A 20,509-nucleotide genomic window follows, 5' to 3' on the forward strand; every position below is an offset into this window, starting at 1 on the left:
AAATTAATGCGCATGGTCATGATGTTCATGATCATGCGGTTGTTGGTGTTGATCGTGCCCATGATCATGTTCTCCGACAAATAAGAAACTTCCGAGTGCAATCGCAACACCTGCAATCACAGCGATCATTTTCTTTTTATTGAATTTATGATGGTCAATGGAGCCCGATTCAAAAAGTATCGTCGTCGATATGTGTAAGAAGATACCAATAACGACGGCCATGATTTTATCAAAATATTGCTGGATATTCCCTACTTCACCTGCACTGATGGCTTTGCTCAGCAAAAAGCCAAAAGGGGTCATTGCCGCAAATAAAGCCAGTGTAATGAGGATGGTATTTTTCTTTAAATGTGTGCTTATTAGAATACTTCCCAACGCAAATGCGGCCGGAATGTGGTGGATGGATATGCCTAGTGCAAGTTCTGTCTGATGTGTAGCCGCAAGTGGCATTCCCTCGAGGAAAGCATGAAGACATAGGCTGAACATAATACCGATTGGAAAACGATGGCTATGGTGGTCATGATCATTTTCGGTATGGATATGGCCATGTTCGATCCCTTGGGAGAACTGTTCAAGAAATAGCTGGAAAAGAAATCCAGCAAGTACATAAATACCCAATACTTCAGGTGAAGTATTGTTGGACTGATAGACATGCGGAATGAGGTGAAGCACAGTAATAGAGAATAAATAGGCTCCACTAAAAGAAAGGATGAGTTTAAGGAAGCTGGTTCCTTTCTTTTGTACAAAAAATACAGCAATTCCACTTGCAAATGCAGGTATGAATAAAATTAAAATCAATAAAATTGAATTCATTATACGTGTTCAGTTTTAAAAAAGCTAGGCACAAACCGTTTAAATAAGTAGCCTGTTGCCAATCCAACCAGAATACCTAAGGCTGAACCACACAGGACATCAAACGGGTAATGGACACCAACATAAATTTGAGAGGCTGAGATTAGGGTTGCCCAGGTAATACAAAGCCAAAGCGCATGTTTCCATCTTCTCCGGAAAAGTACAATCCAGAAAAAAGCTAGGGAAAAATGATTGGCCGCGTGAGAGGATGTAAAGCTGAAGCCCGAACCGCATCGCACTCGGATGTTGACATTTTCTTTAAACTCCACGTCGTTACATGGTCTAATCCTTTTTACAGTCTTTTTGATCAAATGAGAGGATATACCATCGGAAATTCCGAAAGTAACCAAGGTCATGGCAACAATTAGGATACCTGTTTTTCCATAGGTCTTAATGAAAAATATGATCAGAAATAAATACAAAGGTGCCCAAGTGTATGGATTGCGTAATATCGGCAATAACCAATCAAATACGGGGTTACTCAAGCCTTGATTAATGGCCAGAAAAATCTCTTGATCGATGTGTACTAATTGTTGAATCATAAATGTTGCTGATGACAATGAAATTCCCAAACTTTAAAAACTCACTTTTCAAAAGTAAAAATAATTTCATTGCAAACGGTTGTTTCTTTTAAAAACAACTTTGTTGCAACAAATATACGTTAAATATTCATTAATTATAATTTTAATTCGATATTTTATTGCCATTGTGCTAAATTTACACGTTAATCAATTCAAAAGAAATGACTTTAATTAAATCAATATCAGGAATACGAGGTACGATCGGCGGACGTGCTGGAGAGGCACTTACCCCAATAGATATCGTTAAGTTTACAGCTGCTTATGGCAAAATAATTGTTAAGCAGAGTGGTATCAAAAAAATTGTTGTCGGAAGAGATGCGCGTGTTTCTGGTGAGATGGTAAGTAATTTGGTGATTGGAACCCTACAAAGCATCGGTGTTGATGTGGTTGACCTGGGTCTTTCAACAACGCCAACGGTAGAGATTGCCGTACCGATGGAAAAAGCAGCGGGTGGTATTATTTTTACTGCTTCACACAACCCCGGTCAATGGAACGCACTAAAGTTATTAAATGCAAAGGGTGAATTCATTTCAGATGCTGAAGGGCAAGAAGTATTGGCCCTTGGTGAATCCTTAGACTTTGATTTTTCCGAAGTGGAAGAACTGGGACAAGTTCATAAAGATTATTCATACTTACAGAAACATGTAGACGCTGTGTTGGCACTGGAATATGTGGATAAAGAAGCCATCAAAGCGGCTAATTTTAAAGTTGCTTTGGATGCAGTCAACAGTACCGGTGGTACATTTATTCCAGCGTTATTGGATGCACTTGGTGTACAGACAATCTTTAAAATCCATTGTGAGCCAAATGGTCAATTCCCGCATAATCCAGAACCATTGAAAGAGAATTTGACGGATCTATCGGCTGCGGTTATTGAACACAAAGCTGATTTAGGGATTGCCGTAGATCCGGATGTAGATCGATTGGTCTTTATGATGGAGGATGGCGAGCTATTTGGTGAAGAATATACCCTAGTTGCCGTAGCGGACTATTTATTGCAGCATAAAAAAGGAAATACCGTTTCCAATTTATCTTCTACACGCGCACTACGTGATGTGACTAAAGCACATGGTGGCGAGTACTATGCGGCGGCTGTGGGCGAAGTCAACGTGGTTACAAAGATGAAAGAAGTCGATGCTGTCATTGGCGGAGAAGGAAACGGTGGTGTTATCTACCCGGCATCTCATTATGGCCGTGATGCGCTGGTAGGCGTGGCCATCTTCTTGACACATTTGGCTAAGCTTGGTAAAAAAGCCTCCGAATATCGTGCTTCTTTACCGCAATACTTTATGTCAAAAAACAAGATCACGCTGACTCCGGAATTGGACATTGACAACCTATTGGCCAAAATGGAGGAAAAATATAAGCATGAAGACCATTCGACAATCGATGGCTTGAAAATAGACTTTGAAAATGAATGGGTGCATTTGCGTAAATCGAATACCGAACCGATTATTCGGATTTACTCGGAGGGACCTACGCCTGAAGCTGCTGAGCAGATCGCGCAGCGGATTATCAGCGAAATTGAAGAAATAATTAAATAAAAAAAAAAAGCTGCATACGCAGCTTTTTTTTTTAAGAGTGATCTCAGCGAAAGCGTATTGTCTGAGCGATTACGAAGTTTTATAATGTATGATTAGAAAGATCATTTTAGGTACGTATTGTTTTCTTAGTTTAATCTTATTTGTCTTTCCGACAAATGCCCAGCAGCCAATGGACGAAATCAATGGGCTGTTAGACCGTTGGCACAAAACCTCGGGCGAGGTAAAGTATGGCCCGTTTTTGAATGTTATTGCTTCAGATGGCGTTATTTTGGGTACTGATCATGATGAAAGGTGGGATAAAGCACATGCAGAGAAGTTCACCGATCAATATTTCAATCCAAAAAATGCCTGGACCTACACCTATGACAAGCGGCATATCAGCTTTAATGCCGATAGCACGACGGCCTGGTTTGATGAAACGTTTAAGATCAATACCAAGTCCTTTCGTGGCGTGGGCGTATTAAGTAAGCAGGACAATGAATGGAAGCTTCGTCAATACAGCATGTCCATGTCGGCACCTTATGCGGATGTGAAAGCGGCCGTAGGTGGAAAGGCAGGTCAGAAAATTCACAGTAACCTGTTATTGGTGATGGTGCTGTTTTTCTTTATGGCTATGTTATTTGTGCTGAGCCAACGCCTCAAGATCTCTTACCCCATTCTGTTGGTTATTGGCGGACTTGTGATCTCGTTGATCCCAGGGCACCTGTCATAAGTGTTGATCCCGATATCGTGTTTATGGTATTTTTGCCACCCTTGCTTTTTGAAGCGGCCTGGTATACCAATTGGGGAATTTTCTAAAGTGGCGACGGTCTATTTTTATCATGGGCTTTGGTTTGGTCTTCTTCACATCGCTGGCGATTGCCTACTTTTCGGTCAGTATTATTCCGGGATTTACCTTGGCGCTGGGCTTTTTACTGGGTGGGATTATCTCTCCTCCAGATGCCGTGGCTGCTAGTTCTGTCCTGAAAGGGGTAAGTATTCCGAAACGTGGAATTGCGATATTGGAAGGGGAAAGCCTAGTGAATGATGCAGCCTCATTGACGGTATTTAGATTTGCATCCATTGCGATTCTTACTGGCCAGTTTGTGATGAGCAATGCGACGACGCAGTTTCTGATGTTATCGGTCATGGGGTTGTCGTTGGTCTGGTCATCGGTCACATCCTCTATATATTCCTACGTTATGTTGCTAAGTCGTCGAGTATTTCAACACCCATAACCCTTATTGCACCTTACCTGATGTATATTGTTGCGGAGCATTTTGAGTAGTCGGGGTCTTGGCCGTGGTTAGTGGCGGATTGTTTCTTTCCTTCCGGGCAGGGATTACCTCAACTATCATACACGGATCCAAACCAAAGAAGTGTGGGCGACAGTGGGTTTTCTCTTAAATGGATTTGTCTTTATCCTCATTGGACTTGAACTCCCGGTGATCATCAATGGTTTGGGGGAATACTCCATGGAGGAAGCTATTGATTATGCATTGGCGATTTGTGTAATTGTTATAGTTTTGCGATTAATCGCCGTTTATCTTTCGGCTTTTGTTCCCAGGATATTGTTCAAACGGGTCCGCATCAAGGAAAAGAGTCCAGGATGGAAATTGCCCCTGGTCGTTGGCTGGGCCGGTATGCCCGGAGTGGTTTCTTTGGCATCAGCATTAGCAATACCATTGACGTTATATGATGGAACGGCCTTCCCACACCGAAATCTGATTTTGTTCATTACCTTTGTGGTTATTTTAGTGACGCTTGTTTTTCAGGGGCTTACATTGCCTTTGTTGATTAAATTGATAAAAATTGAAGAGGTCGATGAGCAAGCTTCGATGGAAGAACAGATCGATGAGATTCGGGTACGTCTTGGCAAAGAATCTATTGCATATCTGGATAAACATTACGCAAAGGAAATGCTGGAGCATGAGACAATCGCCCGTGTTAAAGAGCAGATTATCCGGAGCGTAAATGCATCGGAACGAGCAAAAGAGGAGGATACCCGTGCGCAGCTTTCTGCAGTAAGGGGGCTCTATAATAAAATTATGTTGGAACTTTTAGCGCTACGTCGTGACGGTCTGTACAAGATCAAGGAAAGCAAGGCTTTTGACAGCGATGTCATTAAAGAGATCGAGTATTCCCTGGATTTGGAGGAATCGCGTTTGTCGCGTAAGTAGTTATTTATAAGTGCGTAAATCTCGGTTTTGGACGACAAAACCTAGCGGCACAGTGCTGCAAAAAATAGTGTGTAGTGTTGCAGGAAATAGCGAATTTAGCTTATAATGCTAAATTCGCTATTTTGCCTTTATCGCCCACTAAAAATATCGCTCGACCTTTTTTTGCCTTTTGGACGGCATTGAAACTTTCCTTTCCAATAGGCGTCCAGTTTTTTCCGCCGTCATTCGATAGGTCTGTACCCGAAGTGCCCGTGCTGATCAGCTGTTTTTTTGAAAGATAAATAACGGCCGACTTAAAGCCAGCGGGTGCTGTCTGTGGTGCAGACCATGTTTTGCCGCCATCGTTGGTTAGCAGGCTATTTTTGTCTTTGTTTTTATCCGCCTTATAATCGCCACCGACGACAATACCCGTTTTTGATGTGTTAAATGCGACAGAAAAAGGGCCGGTGCTATTTGTGCCCTGAATGATGGGGCAGCTGTAACGTTGCCATGTGTTACCCTGATCCTTGCTGCTGTAGATATTGGAAACTGTCCCACCTGTGGCAATCCAATATGTTCCGCTGTTATCGCAATATATTGATGTTCCACTGGCTGCAAAACCGGCCTCGCCATCGGTAATGGTAAAGTGCATATTCGGGGATATATCTTTCCAGGACCTTCCGAAATCGGTGCTTTTCAATAGCGGCATTTTTCCCTGAATGGCGTCGCCAAAGGCAATGCCGACCCCTTTTGATGTAAAAGCAAAACCGTCATAAAATATTTCGGGCCGCTTGTCATTGAATACTTCTTTCCAGCTTCGACCACCATCCTGTGTGCTTAAGATAATGGCAGGGGAACCGGCCGATATAATTAAGGCTTCATGCTCATCAAATGCTTCGATATCCCTAAAATCTGTTTTTTCGTAGCCAATTGGATTGACCCACTGCCAGTTTTTTCCAGCATCGGTGCTGAGCCCAACTGTCCCATTGCTTCCGCTTACCCATAGAGTTGTATCATCAACTACACTTAAACCTCTGTAGCTGCTATTTCGTTCTTGATTTACGATGTTAATTTTTGCTTGTTGAGCACTCAAATGGCTCAGGAGAAAGATTTGGATAATAAGGGCAAGAAATAAAGGTTTCATGTGGTTATGATTTTTATTTAAACAAATCTACTCGTCTTTTTGAAACTTTCCCCTGTTTTTTTAAGATTGTTTTGCGGAGCTGGAGAAATCCAACGGTCATTTTCCGTGGTGATTTAAAATAAGGGATACTCAATACGACCAACAGTGCGATGCAGGCCGAAGTTCCAAGTGCTCCACCGTAGCCGGTGAAAAATTTACTTGTATTAAGCAGAATCGTTGTAAAGATAATGCCGGCAAGGGCTAAACCAAAATAAGTTGATAACTGACTTTTTGATACCATACCTATAAATGATGCACCGATAAAAATCGGCGGAATATATTGTGCAAGATAGGGCGAAACACTTTGTGGGAAGAAATGAAGAAAACCTGCGACAAATAATGTCAGCAATGCTGATGAACGCACTGCTCCTTGGTGAAATTTGGTATTGACATAGTAGGTCGCTGTGCTCCCTATAACTCCAACGAGGTATAAAATGAATGTTTCCATATTACTTAAAAATGTATAACAGGAGGTAGGTCAGTGAAACACCCAGGAAGGCCAATGTTCCTAGTTTACCGCCGACACCATTTAATAAACTTTTCGATACGATCAGAAAGATCGCTGTAAAAATACTGGCTGCTAAAATAAAAGAGAACCCATGCGCCACCTGCGCATTGGACATCCCTACAAATGCACCGCAATAAATTGCTGCCGGAAGGTGGGGTAGATAGCTTGAATTTTTGTTGATATTGGGAATGAACGAGGCGATGGTACCTGTCAGCGCTGCGCCCAACACAGGGCCCAAACCGAAAATCTGATTGAAATAGTAGGATGCAATCGCTCCTACAGGTACCCAAATAGCAATTTTAATCGATTCATATTCATGCCTGTGATGATGAATGGGCGACTTGAGGTAACTGTATAAGATCAGTAAGGACAGTAGGCCGATAAAAGCCAATACAATATAAGAATGTGTGTTTTCTACAAAGATGGCCACTAAAAAAAGGGCCTGAATGACAAATAATAAACAGATGCTTATTATCCTAAATTTCTGCCGGGCTTGCATTTAAATAAATTTAGGCAAAGGTACTGATTATTTGTCTATTCTATTGGTAGATTTTCTTTTTATCAATATAGGGTCAAGAACAATCTGTTCGATTGCTTCGTATGGACTTTTTTGTTTGACCATTTTCAGAAAGAGCTTAGCACATTCTTCGCCCATTTTGTTGGCCTGCTGGTCGATACTTGACAGTGTGGGCGTGATAAAAGAAGAAAAGGTCTGGTTTGCAAAACCGATCACACCAGTTGTTGGAATAGCAATATTTGCAGTTTTTAATGCTTGTATTATCCCGACAGCTGTAAAGTCATCGCCACCAATAAAGGCGTCAGGTTGGATTGCAGATTTTAGAATCTGTTCGGTTCCTTTGATACCGGCTTCAATGGATAAGTCGCCGCGAATAATAAAGTCCTTCTGCGGGGAAATCTGCGCGTCTTTTAGGGCGGCTTCGAAACCATGGAAACGATCCTGAAAAATCGCTATTTCTTTATCCGTTGTGATAAAGGCAATATTTTTGTAGCCCTGTTCAAGTAAATGCTGTGTTGCGAGGTAGCCTGCTTTAAAATCATCAAGTTTGACCACGGGAGCAGGAATATTTTTATGCGTACGGTCAAAAATAACCAAACATTTGCGCTGATTGATCACTTCCTGAAAATGCTGGGTTTCCTGCGTTTCTAGCGACAACGAAGCAATAATGCCGTCCACCTGGGCTTCCAGTAAAGTCTTCACGCCATTAACTTCATCCTCAAAAGATTCATTCGATTGATAAAGCAATAGACTATAATTGTGTTTTTTTAACTCTTTTTCAATACTATGTACCGCCTCTGCAAAAAAATGAATTTGCATGGTCGGTACGATGACTCCAATTGTATTGGACTTGCCCGAGGAAAGGGAGGACGCTAGCTTATTGACACTATAATTTAATTCCTTTGCTTTATCAAGCACAAGCTTGCGTGTCGCCTCGCTGATCGTAGGCACATTATTCAATGCGCGCGATACGGTAGAGACTGTCACTCCAAGCGCACGGGCAATATCGTAAATTGTCGTTTTTTTATTCACGCTCCAAAGTAAATAATTTTATTTAATATTTTGATAATTCAGAAACATATCCTACTTTTATGCAACCGGTTGCAATGTTTGTTTCCGCCTTTGTTTTAAAATAACCAGTTTCAATTAATTACCATGTATTTATTAGGTATAGACGTAGGTACTTCTTCCGTAAAGGTTTCGATTGTTGAGGCATCTTCGCAACGCAAGGTTTGCTCGGTGCAATATCCGGACGTAGAAGCTCCCATTATAACGGTGGAGCCCAATTGGGCTGAACAAAACCCGCTCGATTGGTGGGACTACTTTAAACAGGCTTTATTGAAGGCAAATGCGTTAGGGTTATACGATCCCAAAGCGATTTCCGCCATTGGTATTGCCTATCAGATGCACGGCTTAGTTATCGTCGATAAAGATCAGAACGTGTTGCGAAATGCAATTATCTGGTGCGATAGCAGGGCTGTAGAAATAGGGAATGCTGCTTTCGATGAAATCGGAAGATCTTTTAATCTGAGCCATCACTTGAATTCTCCGGGGAATTTTACGGCGTCTAAGCTGGCTTGGGTGAAGGCTAATGAACCGGCGATCTATGAAAAAATAGATAAGATCATGCTGCCGGGCGATTTTATCGCCATGAAACTTTCGGGACAGGTGACAACTTCCATATCAGCCTTGTCTGAGGGAATATTTTGGGATTTCAAAAACAATAAGCTGTCGGATACCATCATGGATTATTATGGCTTTGAGGATCATCTTATTCCTGAGATCTTACCCGTGTTTTCGACCCATGGACAGATTAAAACAGCTGTTGCCGAGGAGCTTGGCCTCTCTGGCACAGTGACTATCAATAATAAAGCTGGTGATCAGCCCAATAACGCACTTTCCCTCAATGTCCTTCAACCCGGGGAAGTTGCCGCGACCGCGGGCACTTCAGGGGTTATCTATGGGGTGAGCGACCAGTTGATTGCAGACCGTGAATCGCGCGTCAATACATTTGCACACGTCAATTATCGCGAGGATGATATCCGTACAGGGGTATTGCTCTGTATCAATGGGACCGGTATTATGAATAGTTGGGGCAGAAGGTTACTGGGGCGTGATTTATCCTATGAACAGATTAATGCACTAGCCGGCGCATCACCTATTGGTAGCAAAGGATTACAGGTTGTCCCATTCGGCAATGGCGCCGAACGCATGCTCAATAACCAAACAGTGGGGGCATCAATTACAGCGATAGATTTGAACAGACATGAGACAAGCGATATTTTACGCGCTATACAGGAAGGGATTGCCTATGCCTTCCGCTATGGCCTGGATATCATGCGTGAAAACAATTTGTATCCAAATATGATTCGTGCGGGGTATGCAAATTTATTCTTGAGCTCCGTTTTTAGGGAGTCATTTGTGGGGGCAACAAACGTTCCTGTGGAGATCTTCAATCACGACGGGAGTATTGGAGCCGCTCTTGGAGCAGGTATAGGAAGTGGGTATTATGCCGATTTTACAGAAGCTTTTCGTTCTTTGAAACCTGTTTATACAGTGGAACCTCAATTTGTAGTGCAATATGAGGAGCACTATCAGCAATGGAAGGAATTATTAAACAAACAAATAAATAACAAATAAGATGAATATTATTAAAGGGAAAAAGGAATTTTTCAAAGGCGTTGGCCAAATTCAATTCGAAGGAAAAGACAGCACAAATCCATTGGCTTTCCGTTATTATAATCCAAAACAAATTGTTGGTGGCAAGACCATGGAAGAGTATTTTAAATTTGCCTGTTCATACTGGCATTCTTTCAACGGTAACGGATCTGATCCATTTGGCGGACCGACACATCAATTTCCATGGGATGAAAGCAACGACGTAATCACGAGGGCAAAAGATAAAATGGATGCAGCATTTGAATTTATTAGTAAAATAAATATCCCCTATTATTGCTTTCATGATGTGGACTTAATTGATTACTCGGATAATGTGGTTGAAAATGAAAAACGTCTGTCAACTATCGTTGATTATGCGAAGGAAAAACAAAAGGAAAGCGGTATAAAATTGCTTTGGGGAACAGCCAACCTTTTTAGCCATAAACGCTATATGAATGGAGCTGCAACTAACCCTGATTTTCATGTTCTTGCACATGGTGGAGCACAGGTCAAGGCAGCTTTGGACGCAACGATTGCTCTTGGTGGTGAAAATTATGTTTTCTGGGGTGGAAGAGAGGGGTATATGAGCCTTTTAAATACCAATATGAAGCGTGAGCAGGAACATCTTGCACAGTTTTTACATATGGCCAAGGATTATGCCCGCAAAAATGGTTTTAAAGGAACTTTCTTTATCGAGCCGAAACCATGTGAGCCTACAAAACATCAATACGATTATGATGCGGCTACTGTGCTGGGCTTCCTGCGTCAGTATAATCTTTTGGAAGATTTTAAATTAAATTTAGAGGTAAACCATGCGACATTGGCCGGACATACGTTTCAGCATGAGCTACAGGTTGCTGTAGATGCAGGTAAATTGGGCTCCATTGATGCTAACCGCGGTGATTATCAAAATGGATGGGATACGGATCAATTTCCGAATGACATCAATGAATTGACCGAAGCCATGTTGATTATTTTAGAAGGTGGTGGTTTCCAAGGGGGCGGTGTGAACTTTGATGCCAAAATCCGCCGGAATTCCACAGATCCTGAAGATCTGTTTTATGCACATATTGGTGGGATGGATCTTTTTGCACGCGCTCTAATTACGGCAGATCGTATCCTGCAGGACTCGGACTACAAAAAAATTCGGACAGACCGTTATGCTTCGTTTGACGCAGGTCATGGCGCATCGTTTGAAGATCGTAAATTAACTTTGGAAAACTTAAGGGATTTAGCAGTGGAATTGGGTGAGCCTAAAACCATCAGTGGTAAACAGGAGTATTTAGAAAATTTGGTCAATAGATATATATAGTTCTAAAAATATTTCTATATTAGGCGATCAAATTAAACCAATTACCAATACATGAATAATTATTTAAGCACAAAAGATTACATCGTTTTCCTGATCTACTTTGTTATTGTAGCAGGTTACGGATTATGGGTGTATTATCGCAAGAAATCTGAATCTGTAGGTTCCAAAGACTATTTTTTGGCTGAGGGGTCATTGACGTGGTGGGCTATCGGAGCCTCACTTATTGCATCCAATATTTCGGCCGAGCAATTTATCGGTATGAGCGGTTCCGGATTTAAGATGGGATTGGCGATTTCAACTTACGAGTGGATGGCTGCCATTACACTGATTGTCGTTGCGGTATTTTTTATCCCGGTATACTTAAAGAACAAGATCTTTACGATGCCACAGTTTCTCCATAAACGATATAATGGAACTGTTGCGATGATCATGGCCGTTTTTCTGGTTATTGCTGTATGTTGTCGTTAATTTGACATCCATCCTCTATTTGGGAGCCATTGCGGTAAGTAGTATTTCCGGTATCAGTCTGGAGGCCTGCATGTATGCCATTGCGATTTTTGCTGTGATCATTACATTGGGAGGAATGAAAGTAATCGGTTATACGGATATTATTCAGGTTTTCTTTTGGTATTGGGTGGTTTGGCGACCACTTACCTAGCCTTGAACCTCGTTTCAGAGCACTATGGTGGATCAGGAGTATTGGAAGGCTATCACTTGATGACCGAAAAAGCTTCCGACCACTTTCATATGATTCTGGATCGTAAGAATGAGAACTATCTCGATTACCGGGGCTAACCGTATTGGATTGGCGGTATGTGGATCGTTAATTTGAACTACTGGGGATGTAATCAATACATCACGCAACGCGCGCTTGGAGCAGATTTGAAAACCGCGAGAAACGGTATCTTGTTTGCAGCATTTCTGAAGTTATTAATGCCTATCATTGTTGTGTTGCCGGGTATTGCAGCCTATGTCATGTGGAAAGATGGCTTGTTCCAAAATGAAATGATGCAACATGGTGAGGTAAACCCTGACCACGCTTATCCAGTTTTGTTGAATTTATTGCCAGCAGGTTTAAAAGGCTTGTCTTTTGCGGCATTAACAGCTGCAGTGGTCGCTTCTTTGGCAGGTAAAGCAAACAGTATCGCGACAATCTTCTCCTTGGATATTTATAAAAAAGTATTCAATACAGAAGCATCGGGATAAGAAATTGGTCAATATCGGGCAAGCTGACTGTTGTGGTTGCCATGATCTTGGGTGTGCTGATTGCTCCACATTTGGGGTATTGATAAAAAAGGTGGATTCCAATATATTCAAGAATATACGGGTTTTGTATCTCCAGGTATTTTTGCGATGTTCATTTTAGGATTCTTCTGGAAGAAAGCAACTTCAAATGCGGCTTTGTTTGCAACAATTGGAGGTTTTAATTTTCTCCATCATCTTCAAAAAATTGCCAGATTGGGTCGATCTGTCATTCTTGTCATCGACAGGTTTCTCTGTTCCAAATCCAACAACAGGAGTCTACGAAATTCCATTTTTGGATAGAATGGGATTCGTCTTCGTGATCTGTATTATCGGTATGATTCTCATCAGTATTGTCGACAATAAGCGTGGGTGTCGTGCCAGCTGGATTGGAAGTTGATACCACGATGTTTAAACCACACCGGGCGTTTTTGGTCATTGCATTGATCGTAGCGCTATTGGTTACAGCATTATATTCTATTTATTGGTAATCCAATAGCAAATAAGATTTTAAAAACTCCTATCAATCTCGGTTGATAGGAGTTTTTTTGTTGTTTTAAAAATACCTATCTTGGTTTAAACTAAAACCATTGCTTAACGAAAGATTGCTGCTATGAAAAGAAGAAGTACCCTGCTACTGACGACGATATTTGGATTACTTACTACCGGTATGCCGATGCTGAGTTCAGCTCAGCGCACACAGAAACCACCTTTACATGGAAAACATTGGATGGCTATTACGGGTAAGCCCTTGGCGGCAACAGCGGGTGCCCAACTATTCCAACAAGGCGGAAATGCGGTGGACGCTGCTTGTGCCATGCTCGCAGCAACCTGTACGATGTGGGATGTTTTGAGTTGGGGCGGAGAGACGCAGGCCTTAATTTATCATCCGAAATTAAAGAAGGTTATTGCCATAAATGCCTTGGGGGTAGCACCCAGTGGAGCGACAGTTGATTTTTTTAGGTCAAAGGGCTATGAATTTCCACCTGAATATGGCCCCCTTGCTGCGGTTACTCCGGGTACGCCCGGCGGATTGTGCTATATGTTGGCTCATTATGGAACGAAAAGTCTTGCAGAGGTATTGGCTCCTGCTCTTGAAATGGCTGCGGGTTATCCCATTGATGCACAAACAGCAACGAGTATAGAGCGGGGTAAAGACCGCATTAAAGAATGGCCCTACAGTAAAAAGGTGTTTTTAGTACATGAAGGGAAATCCTGGGAAGCTCCCGAGGCGGGAGAGGTTTTTGTACAGCAGGATCTGCATAAGACCCTGTCCAAATTGGTAGAAGCCGAAAAGAAGGCCCTAGCAGCGGGAAAAGACAGGAAAGCCGCAATCATGGCTGCTTACGACCGGTTTTATACCGGCGATATTGCCGGGAATACTGGGGTGGGCATGAGTCAGCGCCTACAGAGTTTTGTCTTAGATTCGTTGATTAACCCGTTCAATGTGGTCGAGCCAGGCAAAAGACCGCGTGTAACGCTCACCCCTTCGATGGCTTTGAAAAACGGAAAACCTTACCTTTCTTTTGCCGTGCAGGGCGGAGATACTCAGGATCAGAATTTACTGCAATTTTTCTTGAATATGGTCGAGTTTGGTATGACGCCACAACAAGCCAGCGAGGCGGCCAATATCAACAGTAATCAGCTTTGGCTATCGCTGGGAGGAACAAAGACCGATGATCGAAAACCGCGCTCAGGTAGCCTGCTATTGGACAAAAATACCGCTCCAGCAATTATTGAACAATTGAAGAAAATGGGGTATAGCATTCAGCTCGGCGATCGTACCAGTGGACCTATCAATGCGATTTATTTCGATCAGCAGCACCGTACACTTTGGGGCGGCAGTAGCAACAATGGGGAGGATTACGGCATCGGGTGGTAGTATTTCATTGGCTTTGCTTAGGTTTCGGTTTTGTTATCTCCACTGTATTTATTATCTTACCTACTGATCGGAAACTGATTTTTGTTATGGAGGTAGTGTCAATAAATATTCGTTTGTTTTTCAGCCTGATGAAGCTGGTATTGTCTTGGTAGATGGCTTGAAGCGGCGATTACGTGCATCGTTAGCCGAACTGCTTCCCGACAAAAACAAAGGCTGGTATCCCAGTTGCAATTCCAAAGCTCATGTAACGATATGTGCTTTTGAAGCAGATGCGTGTAAACTGACAATGGCTATTGAGGCTTTGCAGGAGACTTTGGTCTATGAGCGTAGTCAGTATGTTTATTTCGATCATTTTTCATCATTTGCGGGTGGTGCTTTCTATATTGCACCAACTGTGCACGCCCGGAGTTATCTCAAGGACCGGGCGCGGAAGGTTGTTCAAACATTGACGGAGTTTGATTTGATCGAGATTAGCGACGAACCCCATATTTTCGATTGGGCGACGTCTGGAGCCAGAGCAGCTTGAAATCGCAAAAGAACAGTTGCGGTCTGTCGATCTGAGCTTTATGTGCAAGGGCGTTCATGTGCGGCAGTATAAGCCTGATTTAGGTCAGTACGAGATCATCGATTTTATCCAATTTGGCAACCAATCGAAGGAAAATTCTGGCCAGCTGGCATTTAAATTCTAATAATATCGCGGTTTAATTGCCTAATAATGTAAAGCTTTTTATCTTTAAGGCTGACAATACACGATATTGCACTTATAGTACTTTATGCATTACGACGAATCTCATCATAAATCCCTATCTGATATCCATGAAAGTGTCGATGTCAATCAAGGGAAATCCAAATTTAAGAAGATACTTAGTTTCTTTGGTCCAGCTTATCTCATTAGCGTGGGGTATATGGATCCAGGCAACTGGGCTACCGATCTTGCTGGAGGAAGCCAATTTGGCTATACCCTGATTTGGGTGCTGTTGATGAGTAATATCATGGCACTGGTGTTACAGAATCTATGCGCGCGCCTAGGTATTGTACGCGGTAAAGACCTTGCGCAGTGTAACAGAGAGACCTATCCTAAACGGATGAATTTTGTGCTCTATGTGCTTGCTGAAATTGCAATAGCAGCCTGTGATCTGGCGGAGGTTTTGGGAATGGCAATCGGTCTTAACCTCCTTTTTGGAATCGATTTGCTTTGGGGAGTAATGATCAGTTTTGCAGATACCTTCTTGCTGCTCTATCTGCAGAAGCTGGGGATGCGAAAAATGGAACTCTTTATCATTGGACTTATCGCGCTTATTGGCATGTGTTTCATGGTAGAAATGTTTTTGGCGAAACCTGATTTTGCAGAGGTAGCCACCGGATTTATCCCCAGTATCCCGAATAGCGCTGCATTATATATTGCCATAGGAATTATAGGTGCAACCGTCATGCCGCATAACCTGTATCTGCATTCGGCCCTGGTGCAAACGCGAAAAATTGACAGGAATGAGGTTTCTATCCGAAAATCGCTCAAGTATAACTTTTGGGATAGTGCCATCGCCTTGAACCTGGCCTTTTTGGTGAATGCGGCAATATTGATTCTTGCAGCCTCTGTTTTTCACAAGAACGGTATGCATGACGTGGCCGAGCTTGAAGATGCTTATCACCTATTGGGCAACCTTCTTGGAACGGAATGGGCCTCAAAATTGTTTGCTGTTGCCTTGATTCTTGCCGGACAGAGCTCAACGGTGACGGGAACCCTAGCTGGACAGATTGTGATGGAGGGATACCTTCGCTTGCGGATTAGTCCGACCTTGCGGAGGATTATAACGCGGCTTTTGGCTATTATCCCGGCTGTATTGGTGATACTCATTTCGGGTGAAGGTCGCGTTGGTCAGCTGCTGATCTTTAGTCAGGTGATCTTGAGTATGCAGCTCGCTTTTGCCGTCATCCCGTTGATCCATTTTGTGAGCGATAAAGTCAAGATGGGCACTTTTGCCATTAAACCGTTAACGAAAGTAGCGGCCTGGCTGATCGCGGCCATTATCGCTGTTTTGAATTTTAAATTAGTATACGACGAAGTGGTCGGCTGGATTGGTGAGGCCAACAATATTGTAGTAACCGTATTATTGATCTTGGGCGCAGTGGGCTTGTTTGCCTTATTGATGATGACCGTATTATACCCTATTTTACTTAAATCAAAACCAACGGAGCTGGAGGTGCACCCACCATTTGAGGCTTTGCATTTTGAGCATAAGGGCTCTTTTAAGAAAGTAGTGATTGCATTGGATTTCTCAAATTCAGATCAGAAAGTAATCCAATATGCTTTACAGCTTTCGCACGAGGATACTTCTTTTGTGGTTGTACATATTGTTGAGAGTGCATCGGTAAAGTATACCGGAGATTCGACAGATGATTTTGAATCGCGTCAGGATTTGGAACGACTGAAATTGTATGCAGACTTTCTCTTGTCCAAAGGACATCAGACGGAATATGAATTAGGTTACAATAACCGGATCAAGTGCATTGCTGAAATTTGTGAAAACTATAAAGCTGATCTGTTAGTTGTAGGCAGTCATGGACATAATGGGCTGAAGGATTTTGTTTTTGGTGAGACAGTTAACAAGCTGCGGCATGCAGTGAAAGTACCTGTTTTTATTGCTCAATAGGTTCTCAGTGACTATCTCAAAGAGTCTCTGTCTATTCACTGTAATTTTATTGCGGAAAAAGTGAGCGGGGCGATCGCTAAGTGCTAAATAATTCTTATTTTTGCGACATCAAATCAAGATATGAGCGACGCTATTAAACACGAGTGCGGAATCGCACTAATTCGCCTGTTAAAACCCTTATCTTATTATCAGGAAAAATATGGTACGCCATTTTATGGCATCAACAAATTGTACCTATTAATGGAAAAACAGCACAACCGTGGACAAGACGGGGCTGGAATTGCAACCATTAAATTTGATGTAAAACCTGGAAATCGTTACATTTCGCGTTATAGAGCTATGGGCTCAACTGCTGTGGCAGACATATTCGAATATGTACAGAAAAAATTTGCTTCTGTTCAGAAAGCATTTCCAGAGGAGTCAAAAGATACGCAATGGTTAAAAGATAACGTAAGTTTTACGGGGGAAGTACTTTTAGGACATTTGCGCTATGGAACGCATGGAAAGAACAGTATCGAAAGCTGTCACCCATTTTTGAGACAAAACAATTGGATGTCTCGTAATTTGGTGGTAGCGGGTAACTTCAACATGACCAATGTGGACGAATTGTTGCAACAGTTATACGAGTTGGGACAACATCCAAAAGAAAAAGCGGATACCGTAACCGTTTTGGAAAAAATTGGCCATTTCTTGGATGATGAGAACCAAGATCTGTTCGATCAATTCAAAAAAGAAGGTCATTCTAATATTGAGATCAGCTCGCTGATTGCTAAAAATATTGATGTTACCAAAATATTGAAGCGTTCGGCCAAAACGTGGGATGGCGGTTACACCATCGCAGGTATCTTTGGTCATGGTGATGCTTTTGTGATGCGCGACCCAGCGGGTATCCGTCCTGCGTTTTATTATCAGGATGAGGAGATCTTGGTGGTAGCATCGGAAAGACCGGTCATCCAAACTGCATTCAATATTCCTATTGGTGCTGTAAAGGAAATTAAACCAGGTCATGCCCTGATCGCTAAAAAAGATGGTACTGTATCCCAAGAGATGTTTAGACAACCCGTAGAACAACGTTCTTGCTCTTTCGAACGGATCTACTTCTCGCGTGGATCAGATGCTGATATCTATCAAGAACGTAAAGAATTAGGAAGATTACTGGTGCCTCAGGTATTGGAATCTGTCAAAAATAACATCAAAAATACCGTATTCTCGTTTATTCCAAATACAGCCGAAGTATCTTACTATGGCCTAATGGATGGTATCAATGCCTACGTTCGGGATTTTCAAAAAGAGACGCTATTAAATCGTTCAGAAAAGATTTCTGATGAGGAGTTAGATGAAATCTTGAGTATCAAACCTCGTTTTGAAAAACTCAACGTAAAGGATGCTAAACTGCGTACCTTCATTACACAAGATGCGGACCGTACCGATATGGTACAACATGTATACGATACGACTTACGGTATTGTAAAAGATCATGAAGATACCATCGTTGCCATTGACGATTCGATCGTTAGAGGAACAACGTTGAAACAAAGTATCTTGACGATCCTGGATCGTTTGAATCCGAAAAAAATTGTGATTGTTTCTTCTGCCCCGCAAATTCGTTACCCAGATTGTTACGGTATTGATATGTCACGTATGGGTGAGTTTGTCGCATTCGAAGCGGCAATTAATCTCCTCAAACAACGTGGTATGGCACATATTATTGATGAAGTTTATCAAAAATGTGTGTTGTCAATGACCCAAGATGTTCATGAGATCGAGAATTATGTTAAAGCGATCTACGCACCGTTTACGGATGAAGAGATCTCAGAAGAAATTGCTCGTATTGTAAGACCTCACCACCTAAAGGCAGAGCTTGAAGTAGTTTACCAAACATTGGATAATTTACACAAAGCTTGTCCGGACCATAAAGGTGATTGGTACTTCTCGGGTGATTATCCAACACCTGGTGGAAACAAGGTTGTTAACAAAGCGTATATGAACTGGATTGAAGGAAAGAATGTAAGAGCATATTTCAGCAGCTAAGTTCAAAATTATATTAAAGAGGGATGCATTTATGCGTCCCTTTTTTTTTATATATTCGTACCAATTAGTGTCAATATCCTAAATTAAAAAACCAATTAAAGCAAGGGAAATTGCTGTCCGTAAATAAACCGATCATGAAGCATATTTTTAAGAGTCTCTATTTTCAAGTCATCGTTGGGATACTTGTGGGGATCATCTGTGGTATCTATTACCCTGACTTCGCTGTCAAGCTAAAACCATTGGGAGACGCTTTTATTAAACTGATCAAGATGGTTATTGCGCCATTGATTTTTAGTTCCATTGTGATCGGTATAGCTGGAATGCAGGATACGAAAAAAGTGGGAAAAATCGGCTTGACTTCCATTATCTATTTCGAGATCATGACCACGATTGCCCTGATTATCGGTCTGGTCTTTGTTAATTGGATACAGCCGGGGACCGGGATGAACGCCGATCCAGCGAGCCTTGATGTATCTTCGATATCCCATTACATCTCAGAATCCAAGAAACCACATGGTTTTATGGATTTTATCATCGGGATCATTCCAGATAATGTGATTGCTGCGGTAGCTTCGGACAACATGTTGCAGGTACTCGTTTTTGCCGTACTATTTGGGATCGGTATGACAAAAATCGGGCAGAAAGCTTCCGAGCCGGTCCTCCATGTATTGCAATCTTTTCTGAAGGTGCTCTTCTCCATTATCAAAATGATCATGTACCTGGCGCCAATCGGTGCAATGGGAGCAATGGGTTTTACGATCGGTAAGTTTGGGATCCAGGCCTTATCCAAACTCGGTATGTTGATGTTGAGCTTCTACCTAACCTGTTTTATTTTCGTGGTCATCGTGATTGGAGCGGTATTGTATTTTTATCTCAAGGTGAATGTTTTTAAGTTTTTAAAATACATCAAGGAAGAAATTCTGATTGTATTGGGGACTTCCTCTTCAGAGTCCGCATTGCCTGGAATTATGCAGAAAATGGAAGATGCGGGTTGTGCCAAGCCTGTTGTGGGTTTAGTTATCCCCACGGGCTATTCTTTCAATCTGGATGGGACAAGTATCTATCTGACCATGGCAGCGGTTTTTATTTCGCAGGCCCTCAATATGCATCTCAGCCTGGAGCAGGAAATTACCTTATTGCTGGTGTTGTTATTGACCTCTAAAGGTGCTGCAGGTGTAACAGGAAGTGGTTTCGTTACCCTCGCTGCGACCTTGCCTGTTGTTGGCCATGTACCGGTGGAATCAGTCGCTTTGATCTTTGGTGTGGATCGTTTTATGAGTGAAGCAAGGGCGATAACCAATTTGATCGGAAATTCAGCCGCAACGCTGGTCATTTCAAAATATGAAAATAGTTTGGACGAGGAACTTTTGCATGAAAAGCTGGGATCTAAACGCGTATAATCGGTGAGCG

General features: G+C 42.2%; 22 protein-coding genes. 16 read left to right on the forward strand and 6 right to left on the reverse strand.

What is annotated here, in order from left to right:
• Window positions 1-3: 3 nt before the first annotated feature.
• Together DTA23_RS19615 and DTA23_RS19620 are read right to left on the reverse strand one after the other, a co-directional pair.
• A complete protein-coding gene (locus tag DTA23_RS19615) occupies window positions 4-813 on the reverse strand; it encodes a ZIP family metal transporter (RefSeq protein ID WP_070563719.1) in 810 nt (269 codons plus the stop codon).
• Window positions 813-1,394 (reverse strand): phosphatase PAP2 family protein, encoded by a 582-nt coding sequence (locus DTA23_RS19620; RefSeq protein ID WP_070563716.1) that lies wholly within the window; start codon window positions 1,392-1,394, stop codon window positions 813-815. Before DTA23_RS19620 ends, DTA23_RS19615 begins: the two co-directional genes overlap by 1 nt.
• A 200-nt stretch (window positions 1,395-1,594) precedes the next feature.
• Here DTA23_RS19620 and glmM point away from each other — a divergent pair, with 200 nt between their 5' ends.
• The 4 genes from glmM (at window position 1,595) to DTA23_RS29500 (ending at window position 5,136) form a co-directional block, all read left to right on the forward strand.
• Window positions 1,595-2,977 carry a phosphoglucosamine mutase gene (gene glmM / locus DTA23_RS19625; protein ID WP_112375756.1) on the forward strand — a complete coding sequence of 461 codons (1,383 nt, stop codon included), beginning with the start codon at window positions 1,595-1,597 and terminating at the stop codon, window positions 2,975-2,977.
• An 88-nt stretch (window positions 2,978-3,065) separates the two neighbouring features.
• Window positions 3,066-3,689 carry a nuclear transport factor 2 family protein gene (locus tag DTA23_RS19630; protein WP_256604384.1) on the forward strand — a complete coding sequence of 208 codons (624 nt, stop codon included), beginning with the start codon at window positions 3,066-3,068 and terminating at the stop codon, window positions 3,687-3,689.
• A 70-nt stretch (window positions 3,690-3,759) separates the two neighbouring features.
• The gene (locus DTA23_RS29495) at window positions 3,760-4,194 is read left to right on the forward strand and encodes a cation:proton antiporter domain-containing protein (protein ID WP_256604386.1); all 435 of its coding nucleotides are present in this window, start codon (window positions 3,760-3,762) and stop codon (window positions 4,192-4,194) included.
• 141 nt (window positions 4,195-4,335) lie between these two features.
• Window positions 4,336-5,136, forward strand: coding sequence for a cation:proton antiporter domain-containing protein (locus DTA23_RS29500; RefSeq protein WP_256604388.1), 801 nt, complete (start codon window positions 4,336-4,338; stop codon window positions 5,134-5,136).
• 100 nt (window positions 5,137-5,236) lie between these two features.
• Here the strand turns inward: DTA23_RS29500 and DTA23_RS19640 are convergent, their stop codons facing one another.
• The 4 genes from DTA23_RS19640 to DTA23_RS19655 all read right to left on the reverse strand — a co-directional run bounded on the left by DTA23_RS19640 (window position 5,237) and on the right by DTA23_RS19655 (window position 8,355).
• Entirely contained in the window at window positions 5,237-6,259 is a 1,023-nt protein-coding gene (locus DTA23_RS19640) for a WD40/YVTN/BNR-like repeat-containing protein (protein WP_112375758.1), read from the reverse strand.
• A 13-nt stretch (window positions 6,260-6,272) separates the two neighbouring features.
• The gene (locus DTA23_RS19645; RefSeq protein ID WP_070563707.1) at window positions 6,273-6,746 is read right to left on the reverse strand and encodes a hypothetical protein; all 474 of its coding nucleotides are present in this window, start codon (window positions 6,744-6,746) and stop codon (window positions 6,273-6,275) included.
• Window position 6,747: 1 nt separating this feature from the next.
• Window positions 6,748-7,236 (reverse strand): hypothetical protein, encoded by a 489-nt coding sequence (locus DTA23_RS19650; RefSeq protein ID WP_239468737.1) that lies wholly within the window; start codon window positions 7,234-7,236, stop codon window positions 6,748-6,750.
• A 96-nt stretch (window positions 7,237-7,332) separates the two neighbouring features.
• The gene (locus tag DTA23_RS19655) at window positions 7,333-8,355 is read right to left on the reverse strand and encodes a LacI family DNA-binding transcriptional regulator (protein ID WP_070563701.1); all 1,023 of its coding nucleotides are present in this window, start codon (window positions 8,353-8,355) and stop codon (window positions 7,333-7,335) included.
• Window positions 8,356-8,478: 123 nt separating this feature from the next.
• Here DTA23_RS19655 and DTA23_RS19660 point away from each other — a divergent pair, with 123 nt between their 5' ends.
• The 12 genes from DTA23_RS19660 to dctA all read left to right on the forward strand — a co-directional run bounded on the left by DTA23_RS19660 (window position 8,479) and on the right by dctA (window position 20,499).
• Window positions 8,479-9,963 (forward strand): xylulokinase, encoded by a 1,485-nt coding sequence (locus tag DTA23_RS19660; RefSeq protein WP_112375761.1) that lies wholly within the window; start codon window positions 8,479-8,481, stop codon window positions 9,961-9,963.
• 1 nt (window position 9,964) lies between these two features.
• Entirely contained in the window at window positions 9,965-11,293 is a 1,329-nt protein-coding gene (gene xylA / locus DTA23_RS19665; protein ID WP_112375762.1) for a xylose isomerase, read from the forward strand.
• Between the two features lie 51 nt (window positions 11,294-11,344).
• Window positions 11,345-11,761 carry a sodium:solute symporter family transporter gene (locus DTA23_RS30530; protein WP_370445117.1) on the forward strand — a complete coding sequence of 139 codons (417 nt, stop codon included), beginning with the start codon at window positions 11,345-11,347 and terminating at the stop codon, window positions 11,759-11,761.
• 1 nt (window position 11,762) lies between these two features.
• Complete coding sequence (locus tag DTA23_RS30535) at window positions 11,763-11,951, forward strand: hypothetical protein (RefSeq protein ID WP_370445118.1); 189 nt, start codon at window positions 11,763-11,765, stop codon at window positions 11,949-11,951.
• Between the two features lie 2 nt (window positions 11,952-11,953).
• Window positions 11,954-12,088, forward strand: a complete 135-nt coding sequence (locus tag DTA23_RS30540) for a hypothetical protein (RefSeq protein WP_370445119.1) — start codon at window positions 11,954-11,956, stop codon at window positions 12,086-12,088.
• A gap of 18 nt (window positions 12,089-12,106) precedes the next feature.
• On the forward strand, window positions 12,107-12,499 hold the full coding sequence (locus DTA23_RS30545; protein WP_370445120.1) for a sodium:solute symporter family transporter: 393 nt from the start codon (window positions 12,107-12,109) through the stop codon (window positions 12,497-12,499).
• A gap of 199 nt (window positions 12,500-12,698) precedes the next feature.
• Window positions 12,699-12,935, forward strand: coding sequence for a hypothetical protein (locus tag DTA23_RS30550; RefSeq protein ID WP_370445121.1), 237 nt, complete (start codon window positions 12,699-12,701; stop codon window positions 12,933-12,935).
• 213 nt (window positions 12,936-13,148) lie between these two features.
• Window positions 13,149-14,417 carry a gamma-glutamyltransferase gene (locus DTA23_RS19675; protein ID WP_112375763.1) on the forward strand — a complete coding sequence of 423 codons (1,269 nt, stop codon included), beginning with the start codon at window positions 13,149-13,151 and terminating at the stop codon, window positions 14,415-14,417.
• Window positions 14,418-14,562: 145 nt separating this feature from the next.
• Window positions 14,563-14,943, forward strand: a complete 381-nt coding sequence (locus tag DTA23_RS19680) for a hypothetical protein (RefSeq protein WP_112375764.1) — start codon at window positions 14,563-14,565, stop codon at window positions 14,941-14,943.
• A 247-nt stretch (window positions 14,944-15,190) separates the two neighbouring features.
• A complete protein-coding gene (locus DTA23_RS19685; RefSeq protein WP_112375766.1) occupies window positions 15,191-17,068 on the forward strand; it encodes an Nramp family divalent metal transporter in 1,878 nt (625 codons plus the stop codon).
• A 120-nt stretch (window positions 17,069-17,188) separates the two neighbouring features.
• Window positions 17,189-19,099: an amidophosphoribosyltransferase gene (locus DTA23_RS19690; protein WP_112375767.1), complete on the forward strand. Its 1,911-nt coding sequence runs from the start codon at window positions 17,189-17,191 to the stop codon at window positions 19,097-19,099.
• Between the two features lie 134 nt (window positions 19,100-19,233).
• The gene (dctA, locus tag DTA23_RS19695) at window positions 19,234-20,499 is read left to right on the forward strand and encodes a C4-dicarboxylate transporter DctA (RefSeq protein WP_112375768.1); all 1,266 of its coding nucleotides are present in this window, start codon (window positions 19,234-19,236) and stop codon (window positions 20,497-20,499) included.
• Window positions 20,500-20,509: the final 10 nt, after the last annotated feature.

Source organism: Sphingobacterium multivorum, from assembly GCF_900457465.1.
GTDB lineage: Bacteria > Bacteroidota > Bacteroidia > Sphingobacteriales > Sphingobacteriaceae > Sphingobacterium > Sphingobacterium multivorum.

Bases quoted from the DNA above. Each gene is read 5' to 3' on its own strand.
- DTA23_RS19615 (WP_070563719.1), bottom strand. From the start codon at position 813: ATGAATTCAATTTTATTGATTTTAATTTTATTCATACCTGCATTTGCA.
- DTA23_RS19620 (WP_070563716.1), bottom strand. From the start codon at position 1,394: ATGATTCAACAATTAGTACACATCGATCAAGAGATTTTTCTGGCCATT.
- glmM (WP_112375756.1), top strand. From the start codon at position 1,595: ATGACTTTAATTAAATCAATATCAGGAATACGAGGTACGATCGGCGGA.
- DTA23_RS19630 (WP_256604384.1), top strand. From the start codon at position 3,066: ATGATTAGAAAGATCATTTTAGGTACGTATTGTTTTCTTAGTTTAATC.
- DTA23_RS19640 (WP_112375758.1), bottom strand. From the start codon at position 6,259: ATGAAACCTTTATTTCTTGCCCTTATTATCCAAATCTTTCTCCTGAGC.
- DTA23_RS19645 (WP_070563707.1), bottom strand. From the start codon at position 6,746: ATGGAAACATTCATTTTATACCTCGTTGGAGTTATAGGGAGCACAGCG.
- DTA23_RS19660 (WP_112375761.1), top strand. From the start codon at position 8,479: ATGTATTTATTAGGTATAGACGTAGGTACTTCTTCCGTAAAGGTTTCG.
- xylA (WP_112375762.1), top strand. From the start codon at position 9,965: ATGAATATTATTAAAGGGAAAAAGGAATTTTTCAAAGGCGTTGGCCAA.
- DTA23_RS30530 (WP_370445117.1), top strand. From the start codon at position 11,345: ATGAATAATTATTTAAGCACAAAAGATTACATCGTTTTCCTGATCTAC.
- DTA23_RS30545 (WP_370445120.1), top strand. From the start codon at position 12,107: ATGTGGATCGTTAATTTGAACTACTGGGGATGTAATCAATACATCACG.
- DTA23_RS19675 (WP_112375763.1), top strand. From the start codon at position 13,149: ATGAAAAGAAGAAGTACCCTGCTACTGACGACGATATTTGGATTACTT.
- DTA23_RS19685 (WP_112375766.1), top strand. From the start codon at position 15,191: ATGCATTACGACGAATCTCATCATAAATCCCTATCTGATATCCATGAA.
- DTA23_RS19690 (WP_112375767.1), top strand. From the start codon at position 17,189: ATGAGCGACGCTATTAAACACGAGTGCGGAATCGCACTAATTCGCCTG.
- dctA (WP_112375768.1), top strand. From the start codon at position 19,234: ATGAAGCATATTTTTAAGAGTCTCTATTTTCAAGTCATCGTTGGGATA.